The sequence below is a fragment of the Clostridium sp. UBA5119 genome, from assembly GCF_002414285.1.
Lineage (GTDB): Bacteria > Bacillota > Clostridia > Clostridiales > Clostridiaceae > Clostridium_J > Clostridium_J sulfidigenes.
Map to the genome: position 1 here is coordinate 24,643 of NZ_DHYX01000006.1, position 24,735 is coordinate 49,377.

Sequence of the window (24,735 nt, forward strand, 5' to 3'; positions counted from 1 at the left end):
GTGTGAGATTGAACTTGATGCTAGAAACAAGAAAGTAAGCATTATTGAGGAGTGGGGATTATAGGAGGAATTTTATGATTAATTTGAGGTATCCAATAATAGAAGATGCTGTGATTAGTGGATTTAATATAAAAATATTTCAAGATAGTCCTCACGTTGGAGAAATAGGTTATTTTATAGATAGAAATTTTTTTAATAGGGGAATTGCAACCGAAGTTGTAAAGAGGTTAGAAAATATTGATTTTAATGATTTAAAGTTAATAAGACTGGAAATTCGTATGAATCCACGAAATAAAGCAAGTGAAAGAGTTGCTATAAAGAATAACTTTAAAAAAGAGGGATTATTAAAAAAGGTTATGAAGTTTGACAATAACTATTATGATAATTTGCTCTATGCAAAAATAAATGAAGAATAACCAAAGGAGAGACTATATGATTAAATTGAATAGTAAAGAATTTAAGAAAATAATACCTTTAGTTAAATCTCAGAATGAGTTGTCTGTATTTTCTGTTATCAATGGAGATATGCCTGGAGAGATATATGTAAACAACATTGATAATCCATCAGCAGCATTGATAAAAACTAGTGAGTGTAATTTAATTACAGGTAGTTCCAATAATGAAGTATTTAATTCGGAAGTGTCTTTAAAATTGGATTTTTGGGATCAATTAACTCCAGATTCGGGGGAATGGATGGATAAAATACCAATAATTCATAGGAATCAGTTCATTAGAAAATATAAAAGAAGACGCTATGTTCTTTCTCGTGATGAGTTTGTGGAATGTGATACAACTTTGAGAGAAGGGTATGTAATAGAAAAAGTAGATATATCTTTATTAAGACAAAATTCCTTTGAAAACTCAGAAAAATTGCTAGAATGGATTGAAAATTGGGGTAATGATGAAAACTTTGAGAAGTGTGGTGTGGGGTATTTTGTACGTAATGATAAGACAATTGTAAGCTGGTCATTGGGTGATTGTAGTTTTGATAAGAAAATTGCAATTGGAATTCATACAGATAAAAGATATAGAAAAAATGGTTTTGGGAAAATAGTTGCATCTGCAACTATTAAAGGGTGCTTTGCTAAAGGATACGAAAAAATTGAGTGGCTTTGTGTAGCTTCTAATAAAGGTTCTATAGCAATAGCTGAAAATTTAGGATTTACATGCAGTAATTATTATTATTCATTTTCTTCCTACCCTCCAATTGAAAATTTAAAGGATTTATCTGAAGCAGAGTGGCATGAATGTGGTGAATATTTAGAAGATGCATATAAAACTGAAGAATGTTTGATATGGGATTGTCTTTACTGTTATATAAAATCTAATGATGTTAAAAAAACAATTGATATTATGACAATTATGAAGCATAAGAAAATTACTATAGACTATATAAAAATTAAAAGTTATATTACTACACTTCAAACTTATGGTATATGTTCTAATTTTACTAAAAAAGAATGGATTAATTATATAAATGAAAATATTAGTATAGAAACAGAAAATTTAATTATAAGACCATTTTTACCATTCGATGCAAAGGATGCAGTATATTATAGTCAACAACCCAATGTGTCTTACTGGCTGTCTGATATGGTTTTGCATAATGAGTCAGAAGCAATTTCTTGGATAAATTGGCTAAATGAAAAGTTTAATATAAATGAGCCTTTTATAATATTGGCAATTGAATATAAGGTGGAGCATAAATGCATTGGTGTTGTGGGAGTTCATGCAAAAGCTGAAATAGATAATGAAGTTGAGATTTTATATGGTATTTCTGATAGCTACCAAGGGAATGGATATGCAACTGAAGCAGCTAAAGTACTAATTAAGTGGGTTTTTAAAAATACTGAATTAAAGTCTTTAACTGCAATAGTAAAGCCAGAGAATACTTCATCTAAAACTGTGATTAATAAACTTGGGTTTAATTATGTTGACGACAGAGTAGTACTATATGATGGTGAAATGTGTAAGTTTGATTATTATAAATTATATAATAGTCATTCATAATAATTATATTTTATATACTGAGGGAGTAAAACAATACTAGAAGAAAATAAAGGAATTTAAATCAAAAGGGGAAATTTATATGGTGACGCATAGGGGAACACAAACAATAAATACAGATAGGCTTTTACTAAGAAATCTTGAAGTTGCAGATGCCAATGATATGTTTAAAAACTGGGCAACAGATAGTGAAGTAACAAAATTTTTATCTTGGAAGCCCCATGATAATGTAGAAGAAACTAAAGGAATTATAAAACAGTGGACTTTGGAATATGAAAATGATGATAACTATAATTGGGCTATTGTGTTAAAAGATGTTGGAGAAGTTATAGGTGAAATTTCTTTAGTTAGGATGGATGAAAAGCACTATTCCTGTGAAGTAGGATATTGTATGTCAAGAAAACATTGGAATATGGGCATAATGACTGAAGCATTGAAGGCTGTGATTGATTATTTATTTTCTGAAGTTGGATTTAATAGAATAGTAGCACTTCATGATACTAAAAATGGTGCATCAGGAAAGGTAATGGCTAAAAGTGGAATGAAGTATGAAGGAACATTAAGACAAGCTAGTTTCAGTGAGAAAAGAGGCTTTTATGATTTAGCGATATATGCCATATTAAAAGATGAATGGAATAGTGAAAGTAGAAGTTAAAATAGAGAAAGTTCTATGAATATAAAGGAGAATATTGATATGTATGCAAAAAATGAAATTATAGAAATTGCTAAGGCTCAGCTAGCTCTGGATTATAACTGTGAGGTATCTGATTTTGAAAAAGAAGTAAATACAATAGTTGAGAATAAACTTGTTGAAGGTAGAAGAATTTATGATAATGATGGATGTGCTCTTAAGATACTATGTTTTGGAAACAAAGCAATTATTAGTACAACCCCTACATTGATACCGTGGTTTGAAGAAAAATTTATTAATGCAAGTGCGGCATGGCTATTTGAATATCCTAAACTTAGGGCTATTGATAAAAAGCTACAGGAGGTTGGACATGAGATAGCAGATGCTCACCATTATTATCTACCAAATCCTGATGTGCAAGAGATGGATAAACCTATTTATGATATAAAATGGTACGAGCAAGAAGAAATTTTACAGTTTGATAGTGATGAAAGATTTGGAGAAGCTTTTGCATTTGATAAAAATCATCCAGATATGCTTGCAGTTTCTGCTTGGGATGGTGATGAAATAATTGGTATGGCAGGTGCCAGTGCAGATAGTAAAACTATGTGGCAAATAGGTATAGATGTCTTGCCAGGGAACCGAGGTAAGGGTATAGGAACAACCTTAGTTAAACTTTTAAAAAATGAGATTTTAAAAAGAGGAAAGGTTCCTTTTTATGGAACAGTGGAATCACATTTTCACTCACAGAATATCGCCATAAATTCAGGCTTTTTCCCAGCATGGGCAGAACTTTATTCGAAAAGTAATTCTAAGGAAAGTTAGTGATATTAAACTATATAAGGAATGTGGTTTTGATCACTTAAACATGATACAGCTCAGAAAAAATTATGATAAATCCTTAGATAAGAATGAACACATAGAAGTTTTAGGTTTTGATTTTATAAAGTATTAAAGGAGATAATTATGATTTTAAACCAAGTTATAGGAATTGAAACTGAGAGATTAATTATTAGAACAATGTCACTTAGACTTATAACAGACGTCTTAAAAAATGATATAAATGCATATGATCATATAGGTGTAGATTTTAATGAGGAATGGCCAAGCTCCGATATAATGCCTGCGTTACCAATATTTAAGGCTCAGCTAGAAAAGAAACCTCCTGATGGATATGGACCTTGGATTTTTATTGATAAGGCTGACAATATCATAATTGGAGATGGTGGATTTAAAGGTTCTCCAAATGATATTGGAGAAATTGAAATTGGTTATAACATAGTTGAAAGCAAAAGAATGGTGGGTTATGGCTATGAAGCAGTTAATGCTTTAATAGAATGGGCATTTTCTCAGGAATCTGTGAAGGTAATTACAGCAGAATGCTTAAGAGATAATATGCCATCTATAAATTTATTAAGTAAGGTTGGAATGACTAAGGTTAGAGAAGATGAAGAATTGGTTTATTTATCCTTAGATAAGAACATTTAATAGTATAGTGCTTATCATGTAAAAAGTTATAAAAGATAAGGAGAATATTGATAAATATGAAGAAAATTGCTGTAATAGGAAGTGGTGGTTCAGGTAAATCTACATTTTCACGTAAGTTAGGAAACATATTAAATCTTCCTGTACATCATCTAGATACTTTGTATTGGAACCCGGGTTGGATAGAGACGCCAAAGGATAAATGGGAGAGTGTAGTAAGAGAATTAGCTGATAATGATCAATGGATTATAGAAGGAAACTATAGATCAACTATGGATATTAGGTTAAACTCAGCAGATACAATAATATTTCTTAATATGTCAACTCTACTTTGCACCTATAGAATTATAAAGAGAAGATTTATGTTCAAAGGAAAGAAAAGGCCAGATATGACAGAGGGATGTGAAGAAAAGCTAGATTTAGAGTTTGTTAAATGGGTATTGAAATTCAATAAAAATGAAAGACCTAAGGTTTTGGAAAAGCTCAAAAACTATGAAAATAAAAAGAAGATAATAGTGCTTGAGAATCCAAGAAAAGTAGATGAGCTTCTTAGGAATTTAAAAGAAAGTTAGGATGATAAAATTAGACATAATTCATAAAGGTGTAAAGGAGATAAAAGAATGAGTATAATTCATAGTTTTGATGATTGCATGGATGCCATAATAAATCCAAAGGAAGTAATAGAGAGAATTGAAGATTTTCCTAAAGTAGTAGTAGCTACTTTTTCTCATAAAGTAATGGATGTTTTTTCAAAGTTAGAAGGTGTAGTTCAAGTAGGAGTTACAAGGTCAGTAAATGGTGACGTAATTATTTATAAGATGAATTACAAGGGCAAGGATATAGGATTTTATATGACTCCAGTAGGAGGCTCCTTTGCAACAGGTACCCTTGAAGAAATTATAGCTATGGGAGCAGAGAAGGTTATAGTATATGGCTCTTGTGGTTCTTTAGATAAAAATATTACAGCTGGACATTTAATTGTTCCAACTGATGCATATAGAGATGAAGGGGTAAGTTATCACTATATGAAACCAAGTGATTATGTAACTATTGAAAAGGCTAATAAATTGGCAAGTATATTAGATGATTTAAAAATTTCCTATGTTAAAGGGAAAGTTTGGACAACTGATGCAATTTATAGAGAAACCATAGGAAATATGCAAAAAAGAAAGGCTGAAGGATGTATTGCTGTGGATATGGAATGTGCATCACTAGCAGCTATGTGCAAGTTTAGAGGAGTAGAGTTTTTTCAATTTCTATACTCAGCAGATAACTTAGATAGTGAAAAGTGGGAAAAAAGAATTCTTGGTAATTTAGACTTAAGTGAAAGAGAAAGATATATGATGATAGCTTTTGAAATTGCAAGGCAGATATAATTTTGGAATGAACAAATTTTATTGGAGTGGGAAAAGCTCGCATTGGAGAGGGAATTTTAGTTGAACCTAGGTGCAAGAACGAATTGCTATTAAGGGAATGTTAGCTTCTAAGGAGGTTAACTAAATTTAAAATAAAGTAATTAATGTTAAATATCATAAAATAAGTTTAAAATTAATGTAAATAATGTATAATAATAGAATAGAAATTACAATGTTTATTTAGGGGGGAATTTTATGATTATATCAAGTTTGAGTAAATATTCTGATTTGCTAAAAGGATATACTGAGCTGCGACATCAAGAGAATTCATCAATAGTTATAGGGATGATGAATGGTAATTTGATTCAGAATGTTAGAGCATCTTCCAGCGGGATTTCTGCAAGAGCATATGTAAATGGATCATGGGGATTTGCATCTAATTCTAATATTAATGATGAAAACATTAGACAAGTATTAAATATTGCAAGGCAAAATGGGGAATTTTTAAATTCTAAGTCAGTGAGTAAGAATAGAGAGTTAGTAACTACAAACTATTCTATAGAAAAATCCTTTGCTACAAAGAAGGTAAGATTAAGCCAAAAACAGTTAATAGAATTTACTAAAGAAATAGATAATTATATTATAAAAAAATATAGCAATCTGATTAGTAGAAGTATAAGAATTAGTGAATTAAATATGGAAAAAAGTCTTATTACATCTTCAGGAGCTGAATTATATTCATTTTTACCAAGAGCAAATATAATGATAGATTTAGTGATTAATGATGGTAATGGTGTGCCTGTAGAATTATATGAGATGATAGGTGGATTGGGTCAATTTGAAGATAACTTTACTAATCCACAGAATTTGTATGAAAGAATAGATAAGATTTATGAAAGATTAAGAGCAAAGGCTGAGGGAGTATATGCTAATGCAGGCTTAAAGGAGTGCATATTAGCCACAGATTTAGCTGGTATCCTCGCTCATGAAGCAGTTGGACACACTACAGAGGCAGATTTTGTGTTATCTGGATCAATAGCAGGTGAGTATATGGACAAGGAGGTAGCTAGTTCATTAATTACTTTAGTGGACTATGCAAATACGGCTTTTGGAAATACATGTCCAGTACCTATATATATAGACGATGAAGGAACCAAGGCTGAGGACGTAACTATAATAGAGAATGGTATTTTAAAGAGATATATGCATAATAAGGAAAGTGCAAATATGTTTAATGCAGCACCAACAGGAAATGCAAGAGCCTATGAGTTTTCAGATGAGCCTATAATAAGAATGAGAAATACCTGTATACTTCCAGGAAAGGATAAACTTGAAGATATGATTTCTTCTGTGGAGGATGGATACTATCTAATGAATCCTAGTAATGGTCAAGCTGATGCCACTAGTGAGTTCATGTTTGGAGTAAGTATGGGTTATGAAATAAAGAATGGAAAGCTAAGTAAAGCTATAAGGGATACCACTATATCAGGAGTTGCTTTCGATATGTTAAAGACTGTTACTATGGTATCTGATGACCTTACATGGTTAAATGGCGGAATGTGTGGAAAGAAACAACCTATAACTGTAGGTATGGGTGGACCAGCAATGAAATGTAAGATAAATATAGGGGGAAAATAGTATGAGAAATAGAGAAATAGCCTTATATTGTATTAGTAATATAGTTAATCAGGGAGCTGATAAGGCTCAATGTGTTTTTACTCATAGTAAGAAATATGAATTGAATTTTGGAAATGAAGACATTAATCTTTTAAGAACAACAATTGATGCAAATATAGATTTAGTTGCCATAAAAGACAATAAAAAATCTACCATATCTTCAAATAAAATAGATGAAGATGAAATAAGTAAGAAAATAAAAGAGTTAATGGAAATGTGTGAGTCGGCGGAGAGTGATCAGTGTAATGATATTGCAGAAAATCAACTGAAAGAAGAGTTTAGTAATGGAGATACCGAGCCGGACTTAGATAAAATGCATGAATTTACAAGTACTTTTTTAAAGAAGTTAAAGAAAGAGTTTCCACAGGTTAAATTTATGGATGGAACTACCTTAGAGTTTAATAGTAAGGAAACTAATTTTGTAAATTCCAATGGTGTAGATTTTAAAATAGTAGAAGGTATTTATAGGGCTAATATAATTTTCTTAGCAAAGGAAGGTGAAAAGTCTACATCTTTCACAGGTTTTAGTTATGTATTTAATGAATTACCTTTAGATTTTATGGAGTATGCTGATGTTAAACAAAGGTTTAAAGATATAGTTAGTCAACTTACTTGCAATGGAATAAAGGATAAATTTATTGGAGATATAATTTTAACTCCAGAGTTAGTTGGAGAAATGTTATACTTATATAATATAAGTTTCCTTGGTGATAGTTCTCTAATAAGTGGTACAAGTATTTTAAAGGATAAGTTAAATGAGAAGATTGCTAGTGATATACTTACAGTAAAATGTATGCCTGTATGTGATGAAATTGCTAATAAGAGTTTCATAACAGAAGATGGTTATAAAACAGAGAATATAAGTATCATAGACAAGGGTATACTAAAGTCTTTTATCATAGGATTATATGCTGCAAAAAAAACTGGAAAGCAGGTTACTAAAACTGCTTTTAATATAGTTGTGGATAATGGAGATAAGTCCTTGGAAGATATAATAAAATCAACTAAAAAAGGAATAATTTTAGGAAGATTTTCAGGGGGAATGCCATCATCAAATGGGGATTTTTCAGGAGTAGCTAAAAATAGTTTTTATGTTGAAAATGGAGAAATTAAGTATGCAATAACTGAGACTATGATAACCTCAAATTTAAAGGATATGTTTAATAATATAGAGGAAATCTCTATAGAAACTTTAAATACTGGAGAATCCGTAACTCCTTGGATGAAAATTAAGGGTGTAACTATTTCAGGAAATTAAAACAATAAAAGCTCTATGACTGAAGATTTTTAGTCATAGAGCTTTGCTATATTATTTATTAGTCACCTTTAAATATGGAGCCTAATCCTTTAATAGCTAAAAATATTATAAGCATTACTACAAAGATTCCGCCCATACCTTTACCCATTACAATTAAACTTTCCATGAATGCCTCTATATTTATATTCATTACATGCCACCTCCGATTAAGAAGAGAACTAATCCACCAGCTATAACAGATCCTATTTGTCCAGATACGTTAGCTGCAACTGCATGCATTAACAAAAAGTTTTGAGGATCTTCCTTTTGACCCATTTTTTGGATTACTCTAGCGGACATAGGAAATGCTGATATTCCAGCTGCTCCAACCATTGGATTAATTTTATCCTTTGCAAATAGGTTTATAAATTTAGCAAATAAAACTCCACCAATAGTATCAAATATGAAGGCAATTAGACCAAGACCTATAATCATAAAGGTTTGAGAGGTTACAAAGAATTCAGCTTTCATCTTAGAAGCTATAGTAATTCCTAAAAGTAAGGTTACTAAGTTAGCTAATTCATTTTGTGCAGTGCTGGATAACCTCTCTAAAACACCACATTCTCTAATTAGGTTACCAAACATTAAGAAACCTATCAAAGCTACAGAGGTTGGTGCAATAAGACCAGCTATAACAGTAACTATTATTGGAAATAATATCTTTGTAGTTTTAGAAACAGATTTAGGATTGTACTTCATTTTTATCTGTCTCTCGTTTTTAGTAGTTACTAACTTGATAGCAGCTGGTTGAATAATTGGTACTAAAGACATATAAGAATAGGCTGCCACGGTTATGGGTCCTATGTAGTTGCTTTTAAAATAGTTTGCAACAAAAATAGAAGTAGGTCCATCAGCAGCTCCTATAATTCCGATGGAAGCTGCATCTTTTAACGAAAATCCTAATAGTGCTGCTAAAGAAATGGTAAAGAATATACCAAACTGAGCTGCAGCGCCAAATAAAAGCATTTTCGGATTTGTAAGCAATGGACCAAAGTCGATCATAGCTCCAATACCTATGAATAAAATAAGTGGAAACAGCTCATTGGCTATACCCATATTAAATAAATTGTCTATTATTCCAATTTCTTCATGACCATTAATAAATTGAGTTACAGCTCCAGAGAGTGGTAAGTTTACAAGAATTGCACCAAACCCCATTGGTAGTAAAAGTGCCGGTTCAAAACCTTTTTTTATAGCAAGCCATATTAGCCCTGAACCTATACCCCACATTATTAGTTGTTGCCAGGTGAGGGACATTATGCCCTTCAGTAGAAATTCCATGATTAATCCTCCTATATAAGTTGAATATTTTACCATTGTAGTTATAATAAAATAGTATTCCCCAATATATTTATTACAACAACATAATTTTATTACAACGTATACATAATTTCTATAATTGTATTTATATAACATAAAAATAACCTCTAAAACCTCTAATAAACTAAGCCCTTATCAAAGACGTTAGATATTGTTACTTCTTCTTGAAATAAGTGATATATCATTAATTATATTATATTATATTATATTATTCTGGAATAACTTTTTAAAAAATGTTATTATTATATACGTTATACTAATTAATCAAAAAGTGTAATAATTTTTAATTAAAGTTATCAAAAATTTATTTCAACGAATTTATTTTAAGGAGGAAGATTATGAAAATTATTTCAAGAAGGAAGATTATGAAAAAAAGATTTGCAATTATAATGCTGATTACTATGATTATGAGTATTTTTGTGGTCAACGAAACAAAAGCTTATGCTGCACAGTCATTTACACCTTGCCCTCTTAGAGGTCAACAAAAATCTAACTGGTGTTGGGCTGCGTCTACTCAAATGTTGCTTGAAACAAAAGGGTATAATAGGACTCAAAGTGCTATTTGCACGTACATACATGGACAAGTTATAAATAGAGGTGGGAGTGCTAATAATGTTGCAGCTGCAGCAAGATGGGGTTCAAATTACTCTTTAGATTTTGATCTTAATGGACCTTTACCATTTAGTGGTGCAAGAAGTGTTGTTAGTTCAATAAACAATGGGTGGTCTATAGCTGTAGGTTGCTTTAATAGTGATCGTACAATTGGGCATACTATGGTTATAACTGGATACGATACAAATAATAGCTCTGTATGGTTACAGGATCCTCAGGGTACTGTGAATTCTTTTCCAGCACCGGGTAAAGAAACTTGGTGTGGCTATAATGCTCTTGTTAGTGGAAATTATAGTGGTACAAAATTTAGTTATCTTAATATAAAATGGCTCACCAGCGTAAATTAATTAATAAGGAGAATGAATATGAAGAAAATAGTTGCTTTAACACTTTTAATAATGACGGTATTAACAACACCAGTATCAGCTGAAACTAATGATGTACAAAATCAATCAGACAAACAGATATTGCTTTCAACAGAAGAAAATGATAGTTTTAATAATACTATTGCCGATGTATCTCCAGATACACATATGGTAATTGAATCATATAAGAGGAGACAAAAAAATAATAGAAGTTTACAAGCTATAGAAGATCCTAAAGATATAAAAGCAAGAAATAATATAAAAATATATGCATTTGCTAATATTTTAGCATCTGACTTTTATAAAACTTACGAAGAAAAAGGTGATTTGGATGAATTTATTGCTAAACAAAATGCTATTATAACAGTATATAGAGATAGTGAAGAACAATTTATTGACTCTATATTATTTGTAAAAGACGAGCCAGGTGCCGAAAAAACAATAGAAGGTTGGGCAAGTATTTCTTCTGGAAGTCTTATAATGGCAGAAGAGACTATCCAATTTTTATCTAATGAGAAAAATATAGAAGATTTATTAGATAGTATAAACATAAAAAAACCTAAAGATTTAAAAGTTGTTGTTGGAATTGAAGGGTTGAATGCAGCATTATATTTAAAAGAAAATGGACAACAAATAATAATTCCTTTAAGCGATGGGGTTACTTATGATGAAAATGATGAAAAGGTTGAAACTTGTAAAAAGTTTACTCCATATTTAGCAGGTGATTTTTTTAAAGCTAGAAAGACATCAGCATTAGAAAATCAAAAAAAAGCTGAAGAAGAAGCATTGAAGCCACTTTTCGACAGGTGTACGGGTTTAAGTGGTGCCATAAATTATGAAAACCTTAAGCCAGCAAATTTATTGGCTATAAATACTACTGAAGTTAATAAAACTTCTGAATATAATTACTATCCTTTAATTGTTGGTAGTAGCATAGTTCTTGTAGGTATTTCATTGGGTATATTATATAAAAGAAAGACATTAAGAGGTTAACAATAATTAATTAAAGAAATAAAATAGCATAGAAATTAATATATTTTGTTATTGCAATTTATATACATTAAAATGCAAACTAATTATATAAATTAATATGGAATAATCCTTAACACTAAAGGGATAGTTCATTAATATAACTAGGTTACCAATAAGTGTAACTTTAAAGCTTAGTTAATTATGAAATATCCCTTTTATTTATTAAGTAGTTAAGTAATCTTTTAGTGTTTTTATAATAAAATCTATGTTTTCATAACTAATCCAGTAGTGAGTAACAAATCTCATTAAGCCATCTTCTACATCACAAACCTTTATACCTCTTTCTAAAAGGTGTTGAACTAAGTCTTGAGAATTTACATAAGTAGGTAATTCAAAGAATACCATATTTATGTGTAGGTTATCTTCCATTACTTTAAATCCAGGAAGTTTTGCTAGTTCTTTAGATAAGTATACAGCTTTCTCATGATCTGCTTTTAGGTTTTGTCTCATATCTTTTAATGCCACAAGCCCGGCAGCAGTTATTACACCACATTGTCTTAAGCCACCACCCATTAGTTTTCTATATTTTTTAGCTTTATCAATAAAATCTTTACTACCTGCTAAAATAGATCCCACAGGAGAACAAAGTCCTTTTGATAAGCAGAACATTACTGTATCTACATTTTTAGTGATTTCCTTTACATCTACATCAAGATAAGCAGCGGCATTAAATAATCTTGCACCATCTAGATGAATAGGTAAATTATATTTATTAGTAACTTTTCGTATTTCAGCCATATTTTCTAGAGAAATAACTCTTCCATTTGAATGAGAATTTTCAAGACATATTAAGGCTGTATCAGGATAATGGATATCTTCTTCTTTTCTTATGGTTGCTTCTATTTCACTAGGTGAAAGTTCACCCTTATTGCTATTTAAGGTTCTAAGTTGAACTCCAGCAATAATTGATGCTGCTCCAACTTCATGACAAACTATATGACAGTCATTTCCTAGAATAACCTCATTCCCTTGTCGACAGTGAGTAAGTAATGAAAGTTGGTTACCAAAGGTTCCACTAGGAACAAATAGTGTAGCTTCTTTGCCTACAAGTTCTGCAGCATATTTTTCAAGTTCTACAGTAGTCTCATCATCTCCATATACGTCATCACCTACAGTAGCTTCGTACATAGCCTTTCTCATAGCTTCCGTTGGTTCTGTTACGGTGTCACTTCTTAAATCGATAAATTTCATACATATACCCCCTACGTCATAATTAAATTGTACTATGAGAGGGATTAAAAGTCTAGAATATGTGAAGTGTAAATAAATACCTAAGACTATAGTATTATTTAAGGAGTTTTTGTAAATATACTTAATATGATTTAAAATCAATTATAGGTTTTAAATTACATTAGATTATAACTTATAAAATAATGGAGGAAAAAAATGATAGATGTGTGTTTATTAGGTTGTGGAGGATCTATGCCAATGCCGGAAAGAAATCTTTCGGCCACTTTAATTAATTATAAAGGTAGAAAGATACTTATAGATTGTGGTGAAGGGACTCAGGTTTCTATGAAGATGGTGGCATGGGGGTTTAAGTCCATTGATATTATATGTATTACTCATACCCATGGAGATCATATCATAGGACTTCCAGGGCTTCTTTCAACTATAGGTAATAGTGGTAGAACTGAGCCTTTAACTATAATTGGTCCTGAGGGAATTACTAGGGTTGTAAATGGTCTAAGGGTTGTTGCAGAATATTTACCCTATGAGGTAAATATCATAGAAACCTCTTCAAGGGTAGAGCTTAATGTGTCAAAGGATGGGATACATGTGGCAGAGAATACTAAACATAGAAAAATTCATAGTAGTGAAATAATATTAAACGCTATAGATGTAGACCATTCATCACCTTGTAATGGATATAGTTTTTATTTTAAAAGAGAAAGAAAGTTTAATGTAGAAAAGGCTATGGCAAATAACATTCCTAAAAGTCTATGGAGTAAGCTACAAAGGCAGGAAGAAGTAACTTTTGAAGGGAAAACATATACTGCAGATATGGTATTAGGAGATGAGAGAAGGGGAGTTAAGATTAGTTTAATAACTGATAGCAGACCAATGGATTCAATGATAGAATTCATTGCAGAAAGTGATTTGTTTATCTGTGAAGGCACCTATGGTAAGGATGAGGATATAGACAAGGCTATCAAAAATAAGCATATGATTTTTAGAGAATCTGCCACACTAGCTAAGGAAGGGAGAGTTAAGGAGCTTATATTAACTCATTTTAGTCCTATTATGGGAGAACCAGCACAGTTTATAGATAATGCTAAAGAGATATTTGAAAATAGTATTATAGGAGAAGATAGGATGGTTAGAGCATTAACTTATATGAACTAGAATGAATTATTCATTAAATTTATAGTATTATAACTCTATATATTGTAAAATGTAGAGTATACTGTTATATTACGTAAACATAAACTGTAAATATGAGTAAGTTGAAATTGATGTAAATGTAGTTCTAATTATTGCTGGAGGTCTAAAATGGATAATACTATTAATAATGATAAAATTAAAGATAAACCTAAAAACTATAAAAAGGAGTACTTAATAGGGATATTTATTTTAATAGGATTTATATTTCTTCAATTATTTGTTTCTGGACTTCATGATATTTATGATGATTCGCCAGTGTTTTGGATTATACTTATGGTATGTGGTATTGGATTTCATAAGAATAATTGGAAGGAATATATGATATTTATTTTTCCAATACTAAATTTTTTTATATTTAGATTTTTTTATATTTATATTCCTAACTATATTATAATTTTTATAGTGTTATCAGTTTTAACTATTTTTTATGCAGTTAAAGAAAATTCCTGTAGAAAGAAAATTAAAATTGCTTTAGTTATAGTTCTAGGTATATTGTTATTTTCCACAAACTACTATCTTTATTCTAATCGAATAATAAAGGATGGCAATTTAGAGGCAGAAATAAAACGTTCACAGGAAATAAAAAAGCCTGCCTTTCTTTCTTTAAAACAAGGTGAATTAGATGAAATAGATAGTATTTGGATTAGTACTGTTAGTAAGGTAAAAAGCTTAAATGGTATTGAGCATATGAATTATCTTAATACACTTTTTATAGATGATGAAGGTTTTATTATGGATTATAGACCTCTTCTACAATGTAAAAATCTAAAACGAATGTCTATCTGGTATGGACATCTAAATAAATTAGGAGAGCTTGATACCTTTGGAAAATTAGAAGACTTAGAAATTATTTTTCCTAAGAAAGGTTCTTTAGAGGATATGCCATATTTTCCAAATGTAAAAAATCTTGATATTCAGACTAAGAAGCCTATTAGCCTTTCAGGTTTGAAAAATTTCCCCGAAGTTGAGAAGTTTTCACTATCTGTTACAGGGGTTCCCAATTTGGATGGTATAGAAAACCTTACTAATTTAAAAGAAATTACACTACATGACAAAGTTATTGAGAATTATGATAAATTGCTTAGTATACCTACATTGAAGAAAATATCATTATATTCACCACTTAGTATTAATGAAGAGCTTATAAAAGCAGCTAAAGCAAAAGGAATAGAAATTGAGATTATGGAGTAAGTTAATAAAATATTTCAATAAATTTCAATAATATGTAAGATGAACTTATGAATAATAAATATTAATAATAAATATAATAAATACCTATGGATTAAAATACTGTTGTGTGCCTAGTCCATAGGTATTGTTTTGTTTTAAAAACTATGTTATATAAGTTTTTTATTAAGTTATTTTTCAATATTATATGTCATAAAATTAAATTCTTTATGACTTTTTAAATATGTAGACATTAAGCTTATTAGTGGTAATAAAATTAAATAAAAAGAGAATAAAATAGCTCTTGCATCTACACCTAAAGTGGTTAAAGGTACTAATACAGCTACATTCCAAGGTATTAATGGAGCTATTACAATAGCTGAATTTTCTAGATCAAGTGCCAAGTGTTCTTTATCATAACCTAGTCTAATATAGGTATCATTCATAGTCATTTTTGTAAGCATTACTGCCAATACTTGAGTACAGCCAACCATGGAACTAATGATACTAGTTATTATAGTAGTGAGAAATAAAGTATCAAGTCTTTTTATTTTATTTAAATATTCTTCTATAAAATCTAGCAGATTAGCCCCTTGAAATATTCCAGTAAGTGCTGAAGAGAGAAATACTATAAAGGCTAATTTTATCATTGATATTATACCTCCACCCTTTATAATGCTATAAAGAGGGTTATCAATAGGTAATTGAAAACCAAAGATGGCAGTTTTAATAATTTCACTAAAAGTAGTATGTTGAAAAATGAAGGATATAATTGCAGCTACAGTCATACTGACAAACATAGAAATTTTCACTTCAATTTTAAAGAATGATAGTACAATTATAATTAATGCAGGAAGCAATGCTATTATATTTATATTAAAAGTTTCAGTTAGCTGAGATAATATATCTGAGTTACTATAATTTACAGGCATGAATAAGGATAGAATTAAATATAAACCTAGAGATAATATTAAGGGCATTAAAGAAGTTTTAGTCATTCTCTTAATATTATCGTAGACATTGGTATTTGTAATCGATGCAACTAGATTTGCACTGGAAGACATAGGCGATGATCTATCTCCAAGATAGGCGCCAGAAAGAATTGCTCCAGCTATTATAAGGGTATTACCACCACCAGCTCTAGCCATTACTATCAAAGAAATACCTACAGTACCAATGGTACCAAAGGAAGTTCCGAGGAGCATAGATATAAAAGCTGACAAAATAAAGGCGCTTACAGCAAAGAAGCTTGGAGGAATAAGATTAATTCCATAATAAACAATTGAAGGAACTGTACCAGAAATCATCCAAAGAGAAACGATTGCTCCTATTAGAATAAATATTTTTAATACCCCTAAGGATTCTTTGCCTCCTTCAATTAAATATCTAAAACCATCCCTAATAGAGACACCTCTTTTTATTGCTATAATAAAGAATATACATAGTACCATGAATAAAGATATAACAGTATCTATATTTCTAAATACTCCTGTTATAAATATAATTGTAGAAATGATTAGCCCTAAAATTACGTCCATAAAAATCCCCCATATAAATAAATTTCACTTATATATTATCTTTAATAGTATGAATTTACAATATAAAAAGAGATAAATTTATAGTCTACTGATTTTGAAAATATAGTAAATTTAGAAAGTGGAATTCTATGGAATAAATTTATTTTCATTTTATGGGATTATTTGGATGTATTTACGTATATTATATAGAGAATATTTTAGGGAGTGATTGTTGTGAGAAGAAAAGTGATTCCTGTAATAATTTTTGCAGTAGCAGTTTTTCTTGCTGGTTGTGGTAATAAAAATAGTGAAGAAGATAAGAATATTCATGTAGATACTAATATAAATAATAATAATGTTGTAACAAACAACGCTGATAATACCTTAAAAGAAGAAAAAAATACAGGTTCTAATGAAACTACTAAAGAGAATATTACTACTAAACCAGAAGAAAGTAATAATAACCATAAGTCAAGTTATAGTATAGATGACTATTTTAAATTTAAGGGAAATGTAAAATACAGTTATACTGGTACAAATTCAGAGTATGCAGAATATGTTACCTATGTTGATTATATAAATGGTAATAAGGTTCAACTAAGAAGTAATAATGGAGGAACAGAAGCGGTCACAGTTTTACAAAATAATAATGGAGAAATTGCAAAAATATTTGAAAGAAATGAGTGTTATTATAGAGAAAATTTCACCAATAAACCATATAACGTAAGTGAAGTATTGCTAAAGGAGCCACTAGTGGTAGGTACTACATGGAAATTATCAGATGGAAGTAAAAGATATATTTCAAAGGTAGATGTAAAGATTTCAATAGGCAGTGGAGATTGTAGTGCTCTTGAAGTTACCACAGAAAATACAAATGGACAAATTGATTTACAGTATTACGCTGTTAACAAGGGGTTAATCAAATCTATTTATGATATTAAAACCATGAAAGTTACTTCAACTTTAAAAAGTATAGAAGAGAATATGAGATTAAATCAAAGTATAAGATGTTATTATCCAGATGAAAATTATAAAATTCATTATGAAGATAAAAAACTTACTTTTTCCACTAATGATATAACTAAAATTGCTATTCAAAATTTATTTAAGAACTTTCCAGGAAATAACAAGGGCCAATTGTTAGGGAAAAATGTAACTATAAATAGTTTATATTTAAATGATGATGGCATGGTATATATAGATTTTAGCAGTAATTTTGTAAAAGAAATGAATGCAGGCTCAGGATTTGAAAGTGCTATCTTAGAGAGCATTGTAAATACTATAGGAAAATACTACGGAGTTAATAAAGTTTATATCACTATAGATAATAAGCCTTATAGTTCAGGTCATATAGTAAAAGTTAAGGGTGAGTATTTTAAAGTAACATGTGAATAAGTTTAGGAAAAAATTATATAAAAATGTGTTGAATATTAAAATGATATAAAAGATATTTAAAAAGTGTTATATTAGATAAACAATTTCATCAAAAGATTACTCAATGGTATCTTTTAGGTGGAATTGTTTATTTTATGTAAAATATAATAACAACAGAAAAACCAACAATAGATTTATAAATACAATAATTTATTATAAAAAGAAAATTAATTTAATGAATTCAGAAAATTTATTAAATTATAAAACATTATATCAAACAGTAAAATAAACATAGAAAAGTTAAGATAATTATTATATAAGTCAAGGGGGATATAAAGACAATGAAAACGAATAACAGTTCTCAGGAAAAAAGACCTAGCTTTGGAGCAGCAATATTTATAATACTTTTCCTATGTATTGCAATGGCTTTACAAATTTTTGTTTTTAAACAAAACTATGCTACTCATATTACACTTATAATAGTAACGGCTGTTGCTGCAGTAGTAGCATTAATGTCTGGATTTTCGTGGAAGGATATAGAAGATGGAATTGTGTATGGATGTAATATTGCATTAGTACCAATGCTTATCCTTATGCTTGTAGGAGTTCTTATTGCTACTTGGATTGCAGCTGGAACTATACCAACTCTTATATATTATGGATTAAAAATAATATCGCCATCATTCTTTTTAGTTACATCAGCATTAGTTTGTTCTATAGCTTCAGTTTCAACAGGAAGCAGTTATACTACAGGAGCTACCTTTGGAGTTGCATTTATGGGAATAGGAATGGGATTAGGAATTCCAGCACCATTAACAGCAGGTGCAGTAATTTCAGGAGCTATTTTTGGTGATAAAATGTCTCCATTATCAGATTCTACTAATTTGGCAGCTGGTGTGGCAGAAGCTAACCTTTTTGATCATATTAAATCTATGTGTTATACTACAGGACCAGCTTTTATAATATCATTAGTGCTCTATGCATTTATAGGGTTTCAATTTAAAGCGGATGCTATAGATGCTTCACAAATTAATATTATACTTAACGGATTGAAAGATAACTTTACATTAAATCCAATAATGTTAATTCCACCAATTATAGTTGTTATTTTAGCAGTAAAAAAGGTTTCTGGACTTGCAGTAATGGTTATAGCATCTATTGTGGGATTAATATTTGCTGTGGCATTTCAGGGGTTTGGAATTGGAGAAATGCTTGGATTTATGAACGATGGATTCGTTTCTAGCACGGGAATTGCAGAGATCGATGCACTTTTAAGTCGAGGAGGACTTCAAAGCATGATGTGGACAATATCTCTAGGCTTTATTGGAATAAGTTTTGGTGGACTACTAGAAAAAACTAAAGTTTTAGGAGTTTTATTAGAAAAGATGTCAGGGCTAGTTAGTAAACAGGGAGGATTAATTACTACACATGTTATTTCATCTATTGCAGTTAATTTATTCTCTGCAAGTCAATATATAGCACTAATAATACCGGGTAGAATGCTTGTACCTGCTTATAAAAAACTTAAAATTCTTCCTCAAGTTTGTTCAAGAACTTGTGAAGATTCTGCAACGGTTACTTCACCATTGGTTCCATGGGGATTATGCGGAGTATATTTTTCAGGAGTTTTAGGAGTCTCTACCCTTGAATATATACCTTATGTATTTTTAGCATTACTTTGTCCTTTAATTACAATTATATATGCATATACTAATAAATTTGTATTTAAAGAAGGCGATATAAAATCTTCAAGCACTTATGAAAATAAATCTGTATAGTTAGAGGTATATACTTATGAAAAGAACAGCAATAGATTATATAAATAAAGAAAGTGTTACGTGTCTTTTAAAAACACTTGTTAATATTCCGAGTCCTTATTTTCATGAAAAGGAAATTATGGCTACTGTTTATAACTGGCTAGAAGAGCATAACCTAAGCCCACAATTTCATCACTATAATGAGATGAAAATTACTCAATTTCAAGGACTAAATGTTATAGGTACTATTAAGGGAAAAGAACATGGACCTAAAGTTTACTTCAATGGACATATAGATACTGTAAATCAGTGTAATGGTTGGGATACGGACCCTTTTAAAGCTGTAGTCAAAGACGACAAGCTTTATGGATTGGGAGCTTTAGATATGAAATCAGGAGTGGTAGCTATAATGCTTGCACTTGAAGCATTCAAGTCACTTCATAATGATTTTAGTGGAGAAATTGTTTATTCAATTGTTTCTGACGAAGAAGGACCATATGGATTAGGTACAGATGCGGTTATAAGGGATGGTATTGCAGACAATGTTGATGTGGCAATAGTAACAGAACCTAGTAGTGGATTTTGTAAGAAACCTTTTCCCTGTGTTTGTTTAGGGGCAAGAGGTGGATTCAATTATATTGTAACTTTAAAGGGAAAATCATCGCATGCAGCAAATCCTGAAAGAGGAATAAATGCATTAGTCGATTCTGCAAAATTAATGATCGAGCTTGAAAAGTCATCGCTTATTGAAGATGAAAAGTTGGGTAAGGGTTCAATATGTATTTTAGGATGCAATAGCAAAAATGAAGCTTGTAGTGTACCAGATGAAGCATCTTTTACAGTATTTAGACATGTAGTTAATGGTGAGGATGAAGATTATGTTAAGAAAGAATTATTTAATGCAGTAGCAAGAGCTGGTATTAGTTCTAAGGTCGAATATTCATTAAGAAAACATCCTAATGAAGAGACTAAGGGGTTTCTTCCATATACTATTGATGAAAATAATCCATATGTTGAGAAATTCATAGAAAGCGTGGAGGAAGCTTCTAAGAAGAAGTGCACTATTGACTATTTTAAAAGTATAGGAGATTTTAATTATGTAGGTTCAAGATTAAAGGTTCCAACTATAATATTTGGTCCTGATGGAGGTAACTATCATACAAGTAATGAATATGTGATAATAGATACTGTAACAAAAACAGCTTTGTCTATTTACAATTATTTATGTAACCTTCTATGTAATTAGAATTCTGTAGATTATTAAAAGATTTTAAGGAGAGGTAACGTTAAAAGTTTTATCAAAACATTTTAACGGCCTCTCTTAAATATGTATTAATAAAATTATAAGTGTTATAATGGAGTATATAATGAGAATTCGAGGTTGTTAATATGGCTGACTTAATTTTATATAATGGGAATATAATAACTTTTTCAGAGATACAATCCTTTCAGTGGATTGCAATTAAAAATAAAATAATAACACAAATAGGATTTGAAGAAGATTACTTACATATAGCAGATAATAACACAGAACTAATAGATTTAAAAGGAATGACTGTGCTTCCAGGATTTTATGATAGCCATGTTCATCTTGTTCAAACGGGATTGAATTCTATCAGTGTTGATTTAAGCAATGCTACAAGTTTTGATGAAATTTTTAAGCTTATTAAAAGGTATTGTGATACTGCACCAAAGGATACCTTGGTTAGAGCAACAGGTCTAGATGAAACTAAACTTAAAGAGAAGAGACTTCCAACAAGATATGAAATTGATAAAGTTTCTCCAGATCATCCAGTTTGGATAAATAGAAAAGAGTATCATACTAGTATTTTAAATTCCTTAGCATTACATAAATTTACTATACCTTTAAATCTTAAAGGTGTAGTAAAGAATGAAGCTAATATTCCAACTGGTGTCCTTACCCATACTGCTAATGCATTAGTTAGAAAGCAGATATTGGATAGTATTAGTAATAAAGCACGATTTTCTGCAGTAAATAATACTTTAAAAAGTGCTATTGCTAAAGGTGTAACTACAATTAATGCTATGGAGGGAGGATATACTTTCCATGATAAGGATGCAGAGTTTATTTATGATACAAAGGATGATTATCCAATAGATGTTATATTATTTTATCAAACTATTAATGTAGATAAGGTGATGGAGAAAAATTTAAATAGAATTGGTGGAAGTATTTTTTTAGATGGATCTTTTGGATCAAGAACAGCAGCGTTACGTGAACCATATGAGGATGATGTTACCAAATCAGGTATATTATATTATACCCAAGAAGAATTAAATGAATTTGTATTGAAATGCTATGAAAATAATATTCAGTTAGGTACCCATGCTATAGGTGAATTAGCTATTGAGCAAATAATTTCTGCCCATGAATTTGCAAATAGTATATATCCAAATAAAAATCTTCGTCATCGAATAGAGCATTTTGAACTTCCATCTAATGAGCATATTAATCGTGCAAAAAAGTTAGGATTGATTGCATCTGTTCAACCTACCTATGAATATTTTTGGGGGGGAAAAGGGAAGATGTATGAGAAGCGATTGGGAAAAGAACGAACTAGAAAGACAAATCCATATAGAACTATGATTCAAAATAATCTTATAGTTTGTGGAGGCTCTGATAGTGATGTAACTCCTATTAATCCATTACTAGGTATTTATTCTGCAGTAAATCATCCTAATGAAAATGAGAGAATAACTGTGTTAGAAGCTATAAAGATTTTTACTATTAATAGTGCCTATGCTGTATTTGAAGAGAATAAAAAGGGATCTATAGAAGTCGGAAAATATGCTGATTTAGTTATATTAGACAAAAATCCCCTTAGCATAGATTCCAAGGAAATTAACAATATAGGTGTTGTTGCAACTATTAAAGAAGGTAATATACTATATGAATGTCGACTTAGACAGGATACTTATTAGTTAGTAGGTGATAAATATTGAGTAGAGTTCATATATGTGTTTTAGGTGAAGTAGATATCAAAGTAGATGGTGTAAGTGTAACCGATAAGCTTAGCAATAAGGCTATAGGATTACTTTGTTTTTTATGTACTAATAAAGGTAAAAAATTTACTAGAGATAGGCTTTGTACGTTTTTTTGGAATAATACAACTATTGAAAATGCTAGATATAATCTAAGATATAGCCTTTGGGTATTACGTAAAATATTTAATCGCGAGGATTGTGATTTATTTATTAGTTCAAAGGATAGTTGTATGATAAATCCAGAATTTGATTATTATATAGATGTTCTACATATTAATTTTATAATGGGGAATTTAACCAATGAAGAAAATCCTATATTATCTTTAGAAAAATGTAAAGATATTTATAATGGTGAATTTCTTCAAGGGTTTTATTTGAAGAATTGTCCTGATTTTAATGATTGGATTTTCTTTGAGAGAGAAAAATATCAGGAGTGTTATAGCACATTGTTATTTAAATTAGCTAAGCTATATTCAGAAAATAGTATGTATAGTGAATCTATTGTAGTATTAAATGAAGTGCTAAAAATTAATCCCTATAGAGAAGATGTTTATTTGGAGTTAATGAATTTATATATACAAACTAATGATATACAAGCTGCTTTAAAGGAATATAAGAAATGTGAGTATATTTTAAGAGAAGAGTTAAACATACGTCCTAGTGAAGAAGTTATAAGCTATTACAAAAGTATTATTTGTAATAGTGAAAATACAAAAACAAATTTTTATAGGGTAGATAAAGTTAATGTGAATAATGTAAAAAAGACTAGTATAATTGTACAATGTTATCCTATAAATGAGATTAAATATTTTGGAATAGCATGTATAGTGGAGAAAATTATGCAGAGGTATTCAATTGAGCAGTTAATGGATTTAGAGGAATTTATTCTAAGTGATTTGCTAAGAATACAGCCAAAAGTTTTATTAATAAATAAAGATCTAAGAATTAAAGATAACTTAAACTATTATAACGAAGAGAATAGAATTTATTTTTCTTTCGAAAGCTTGCTTTTATATATTGAGAAAATTTATCCTATAGAAATTCATATTAAAGATGTCAGTAATATTGACGATATATCGCACAATATACTTAAATTATTTAGTTTGAAAAACCCAGAATGTAAAATAAGAATCTTAGTAGACGGTAATAAAATTATATTATAGATAGAATCAAAATAAGACTTTAATAAGAATAATATAATGAGTATTATCAGATATATATAATTCTATAGGAAAAAATTTCATGAATAAAAGGTGTTGACTATTAAATTAAAATAGGATACTATGATAACAGTTAAATATGAATTTACAAATGCAACGAAAAGGGAAAGTAATTAGTATAAGTTATTACAGAGAGGGTTAATTTGCTGAGATAACCTATAATAAGTATTAGTGAAGTGCCCCTTGGAGCAGAAAAGCCGAAGCAAGTAGGTTTTTATGGGAACTCCCATTACAGAGTTAGGGTATGTAGTACCTAAATTGAGATGGATATTTTTATATCTAATAAGAGTGGAACCGCGGAAGTATACCTTCTGCCTCTGTATATTACAGGGGCAGAAGGTTTTTTGTTCTATAAGTTTATGGTAAAGTTAGTAGCTTATAGAATTTTGCTGGCCAGCAAAGAACAAATAAAATAAGGAAGCTCTACTAAAATGCTTATAAGTAAATTCAAAATTACTAAACAAAATAAAAATAAAAGGAGATTTTAAAATGAATATAAATTTAATATTAGCAGTAATACTATCATTA

22 protein-coding genes and 1 other annotated feature are annotated in these 24,735 nt (G+C 29.8%); of the genes, 18 read left to right on the forward strand and 4 right to left on the reverse strand.

Annotated elements, in window-relative coordinates:
- The first annotated feature begins 74 nt into the window (after positions 1-74).
- From B2671_RS00330 to B2671_RS00370, 9 genes are all read left to right on the forward strand, one after another.
- Positions 75-416, forward strand: coding sequence for a GNAT family protein (locus B2671_RS00330; RefSeq protein ID WP_346868609.1), 342 nt, complete (start codon positions 75-77; stop codon positions 414-416).
- Positions 417-432: 16 nt separating this feature from the next.
- Positions 433-2,010 carry a GNAT family N-acetyltransferase gene (locus tag B2671_RS00335; protein ID WP_346868610.1) on the forward strand — a complete coding sequence of 526 codons (1,578 nt, stop codon included), beginning with the start codon at positions 433-435 and terminating at the stop codon, positions 2,008-2,010.
- Positions 2,011-2,089: 79 nt separating this feature from the next.
- Positions 2,090-2,662, forward strand: a complete 573-nt coding sequence (locus tag B2671_RS00340; protein WP_346868611.1) for a GNAT family N-acetyltransferase — start codon at positions 2,090-2,092, stop codon at positions 2,660-2,662.
- 39 nt (positions 2,663-2,701) lie between these two features.
- Entirely contained in the window at positions 2,702-3,463 is a 762-nt protein-coding gene (locus B2671_RS00345) for a GNAT family N-acetyltransferase (protein WP_346868612.1), read from the forward strand.
- A 141-nt stretch (positions 3,464-3,604) separates the two neighbouring features.
- Positions 3,605-4,126 carry a GNAT family N-acetyltransferase gene (locus B2671_RS00350; protein ID WP_346868613.1) on the forward strand — a complete coding sequence of 174 codons (522 nt, stop codon included), beginning with the start codon at positions 3,605-3,607 and terminating at the stop codon, positions 4,124-4,126.
- 56 nt (positions 4,127-4,182) lie between these two features.
- Positions 4,183-4,695 (forward strand): DNA topology modulation protein, encoded by a 513-nt coding sequence (locus tag B2671_RS00355; protein ID WP_346868614.1) that lies wholly within the window; start codon positions 4,183-4,185, stop codon positions 4,693-4,695.
- 48 nt (positions 4,696-4,743) lie between these two features.
- Complete coding sequence (locus B2671_RS00360) at positions 4,744-5,499, forward strand: nucleoside phosphorylase (RefSeq protein ID WP_346868615.1); 756 nt, start codon at positions 4,744-4,746, stop codon at positions 5,497-5,499.
- 234 nt (positions 5,500-5,733) lie between these two features.
- Positions 5,734-7,116: a TldD/PmbA family protein gene (locus B2671_RS00365; RefSeq protein WP_346868616.1), complete on the forward strand. Its 1,383-nt coding sequence runs from the start codon at positions 5,734-5,736 to the stop codon at positions 7,114-7,116.
- Position 7,117: 1 nt separating this feature from the next.
- On the forward strand, positions 7,118-8,413 hold the full coding sequence (locus B2671_RS00370) for a metallopeptidase TldD-related protein (RefSeq protein ID WP_346868617.1): 1,296 nt from the start codon (positions 7,118-7,120) through the stop codon (positions 8,411-8,413).
- Between the two features lie 58 nt (positions 8,414-8,471).
- Here the strand turns inward: B2671_RS00370 and B2671_RS00375 are convergent, their stop codons facing one another.
- On the reverse strand, positions 8,472-8,603 hold the full coding sequence (locus tag B2671_RS00375; protein WP_346868618.1) for an OadG-related small transporter subunit: 132 nt from the start codon (positions 8,601-8,603) through the stop codon (positions 8,472-8,474).
- Positions 8,603-9,733 carry a sodium ion-translocating decarboxylase subunit beta gene (locus tag B2671_RS00380; RefSeq protein WP_346868619.1) on the reverse strand — a complete coding sequence of 377 codons (1,131 nt, stop codon included), beginning with the start codon at positions 9,731-9,733 and terminating at the stop codon, positions 8,603-8,605. Before B2671_RS00380 ends, B2671_RS00375 begins: the two co-directional genes overlap by 1 nt.
- A gap of 377 nt (positions 9,734-10,110) precedes the next feature.
- Here B2671_RS00380 and B2671_RS00385 point away from each other — a divergent pair, with 377 nt between their 5' ends.
- Together B2671_RS00385 and B2671_RS00390 are read left to right on the forward strand one after the other, a co-directional pair.
- Positions 10,111-10,731 (forward strand): C39 family peptidase, encoded by a 621-nt coding sequence (locus B2671_RS00385; protein ID WP_346868620.1) that lies wholly within the window; start codon positions 10,111-10,113, stop codon positions 10,729-10,731.
- Between the two features lie 18 nt (positions 10,732-10,749).
- Entirely contained in the window at positions 10,750-11,742 is a 993-nt protein-coding gene (locus tag B2671_RS00390; RefSeq protein ID WP_346868621.1) for a hypothetical protein, read from the forward strand.
- A gap of 201 nt (positions 11,743-11,943) precedes the next feature.
- Here B2671_RS00390 and B2671_RS00395 read toward each other — a convergent pair whose 3' ends face one another.
- On the reverse strand, positions 11,944-12,972 hold the full coding sequence (locus B2671_RS00395; RefSeq protein ID WP_346868622.1) for a GntG family PLP-dependent aldolase: 1,029 nt from the start codon (positions 12,970-12,972) through the stop codon (positions 11,944-11,946).
- Between the two features lie 195 nt (positions 12,973-13,167).
- Between B2671_RS00395 and B2671_RS00400 the strand changes: the two genes are divergently transcribed.
- Both B2671_RS00400 and B2671_RS00405 read left to right on the forward strand, forming a co-directional pair.
- Positions 13,168-14,127, forward strand: coding sequence for a ribonuclease Z (locus tag B2671_RS00400; protein ID WP_346868623.1), 960 nt, complete (start codon positions 13,168-13,170; stop codon positions 14,125-14,127).
- 147 nt (positions 14,128-14,274) lie between these two features.
- Positions 14,275-15,357 (forward strand): hypothetical protein, encoded by a 1,083-nt coding sequence (locus tag B2671_RS00405; protein ID WP_346868624.1) that lies wholly within the window; start codon positions 14,275-14,277, stop codon positions 15,355-15,357.
- A gap of 167 nt (positions 15,358-15,524) precedes the next feature.
- On the opposite strand, the gene B2671_RS00410 is transcribed toward B2671_RS00405, so the two are convergent.
- Entirely contained in the window at positions 15,525-16,871 is a 1,347-nt protein-coding gene (locus B2671_RS00410) for a Na+/H+ antiporter NhaC family protein (protein WP_346868625.1), read from the reverse strand.
- Between the two features lie 213 nt (positions 16,872-17,084).
- Here B2671_RS00410 and B2671_RS00415 point away from each other — a divergent pair, with 213 nt between their 5' ends.
- The 5 genes from B2671_RS00415 to B2671_RS00435 all read left to right on the forward strand — a co-directional run bounded on the left by B2671_RS00415 (position 17,085) and on the right by B2671_RS00435 (position 24,150).
- Positions 17,085-18,245 (forward strand): GerMN domain-containing protein, encoded by a 1,161-nt coding sequence (locus tag B2671_RS00415; protein ID WP_346868626.1) that lies wholly within the window; start codon positions 17,085-17,087, stop codon positions 18,243-18,245.
- 320 nt (positions 18,246-18,565) lie between these two features.
- A complete protein-coding gene (nhaC, locus tag B2671_RS00420) occupies positions 18,566-20,002 on the forward strand; it encodes a Na+/H+ antiporter NhaC (RefSeq protein WP_150845757.1) in 1,437 nt (478 codons plus the stop codon).
- Between the two features lie 16 nt (positions 20,003-20,018).
- Positions 20,019-21,227: an ArgE/DapE family deacylase gene (locus B2671_RS00425; RefSeq protein ID WP_346868627.1), complete on the forward strand. Its 1,209-nt coding sequence runs from the start codon at positions 20,019-20,021 to the stop codon at positions 21,225-21,227.
- A 143-nt stretch (positions 21,228-21,370) separates the two neighbouring features.
- Positions 21,371-22,924 (forward strand): amidohydrolase, encoded by a 1,554-nt coding sequence (locus tag B2671_RS00430; RefSeq protein ID WP_346868628.1) that lies wholly within the window; start codon positions 21,371-21,373, stop codon positions 22,922-22,924.
- Positions 22,925-22,941: 17 nt separating this feature from the next.
- Complete coding sequence (locus tag B2671_RS00435; RefSeq protein ID WP_346868629.1) at positions 22,942-24,150, forward strand: AfsR/SARP family transcriptional regulator; 1,209 nt, start codon at positions 22,942-22,944, stop codon at positions 24,148-24,150.
- Between the two features lie 144 nt (positions 24,151-24,294).
- Positions 24,295-24,529, forward strand: a binding site (T-box leader).
- Positions 24,530-24,735 lie beyond the last annotated feature (206 nt).

What these genes read in the sequence shown, in the direction of transcription:
- B2671_RS00330 (WP_346868609.1), top strand. Translation starts at nt 75, where the DNA reads ATGATTAATTTGAGGTATCCAATAATAGAAGATGCTGTGATTAGTGGA.
- B2671_RS00335 (WP_346868610.1), top strand. Translation starts at nt 433, where the DNA reads ATGATTAAATTGAATAGTAAAGAATTTAAGAAAATAATACCTTTAGTT.
- B2671_RS00340 (WP_346868611.1), top strand. Translation starts at nt 2,090, where the DNA reads ATGGTGACGCATAGGGGAACACAAACAATAAATACAGATAGGCTTTTA.
- B2671_RS00345 (WP_346868612.1), top strand. Translation starts at nt 2,702, where the DNA reads ATGTATGCAAAAAATGAAATTATAGAAATTGCTAAGGCTCAGCTAGCT.
- B2671_RS00350 (WP_346868613.1), top strand. Translation starts at nt 3,605, where the DNA reads ATGATTTTAAACCAAGTTATAGGAATTGAAACTGAGAGATTAATTATT.
- B2671_RS00355 (WP_346868614.1), top strand. Translation starts at nt 4,183, where the DNA reads ATGAAGAAAATTGCTGTAATAGGAAGTGGTGGTTCAGGTAAATCTACA.
- B2671_RS00360 (WP_346868615.1), top strand. Translation starts at nt 4,744, where the DNA reads ATGAGTATAATTCATAGTTTTGATGATTGCATGGATGCCATAATAAAT.
- B2671_RS00365 (WP_346868616.1), top strand. Translation starts at nt 5,734, where the DNA reads ATGATTATATCAAGTTTGAGTAAATATTCTGATTTGCTAAAAGGATAT.
- B2671_RS00370 (WP_346868617.1), top strand. Translation starts at nt 7,118, where the DNA reads ATGAGAAATAGAGAAATAGCCTTATATTGTATTAGTAATATAGTTAAT.
- B2671_RS00375 (WP_346868618.1), bottom strand. Translation starts at nt 8,603, where the DNA reads ATGAATATAAATATAGAGGCATTCATGGAAAGTTTAATTGTAATGGGT.
- B2671_RS00380 (WP_346868619.1), bottom strand. Translation starts at nt 9,733, where the DNA reads ATGGAATTTCTACTGAAGGGCATAATGTCCCTCACCTGGCAACAACTA.
- B2671_RS00385 (WP_346868620.1), top strand. Translation starts at nt 10,111, where the DNA reads ATGAAAATTATTTCAAGAAGGAAGATTATGAAAAAAAGATTTGCAATT.
- B2671_RS00390 (WP_346868621.1), top strand. Translation starts at nt 10,750, where the DNA reads ATGAAGAAAATAGTTGCTTTAACACTTTTAATAATGACGGTATTAACA.
- B2671_RS00395 (WP_346868622.1), bottom strand. Translation starts at nt 12,972, where the DNA reads ATGAAATTTATCGATTTAAGAAGTGACACCGTAACAGAACCAACGGAA.
- B2671_RS00400 (WP_346868623.1), top strand. Translation starts at nt 13,168, where the DNA reads ATGATAGATGTGTGTTTATTAGGTTGTGGAGGATCTATGCCAATGCCG.
- B2671_RS00405 (WP_346868624.1), top strand. Translation starts at nt 14,275, where the DNA reads ATGGATAATACTATTAATAATGATAAAATTAAAGATAAACCTAAAAAC.
- B2671_RS00410 (WP_346868625.1), bottom strand. Translation starts at nt 16,871, where the DNA reads ATGGACGTAATTTTAGGGCTAATCATTTCTACAATTATATTTATAACA.
- nhaC (WP_150845757.1), top strand. Translation starts at nt 18,566, where the DNA reads ATGAAAACGAATAACAGTTCTCAGGAAAAAAGACCTAGCTTTGGAGCA.
- B2671_RS00425 (WP_346868627.1), top strand. Translation starts at nt 20,019, where the DNA reads ATGAAAAGAACAGCAATAGATTATATAAATAAAGAAAGTGTTACGTGT.
- B2671_RS00430 (WP_346868628.1), top strand. Translation starts at nt 21,371, where the DNA reads ATGGCTGACTTAATTTTATATAATGGGAATATAATAACTTTTTCAGAG.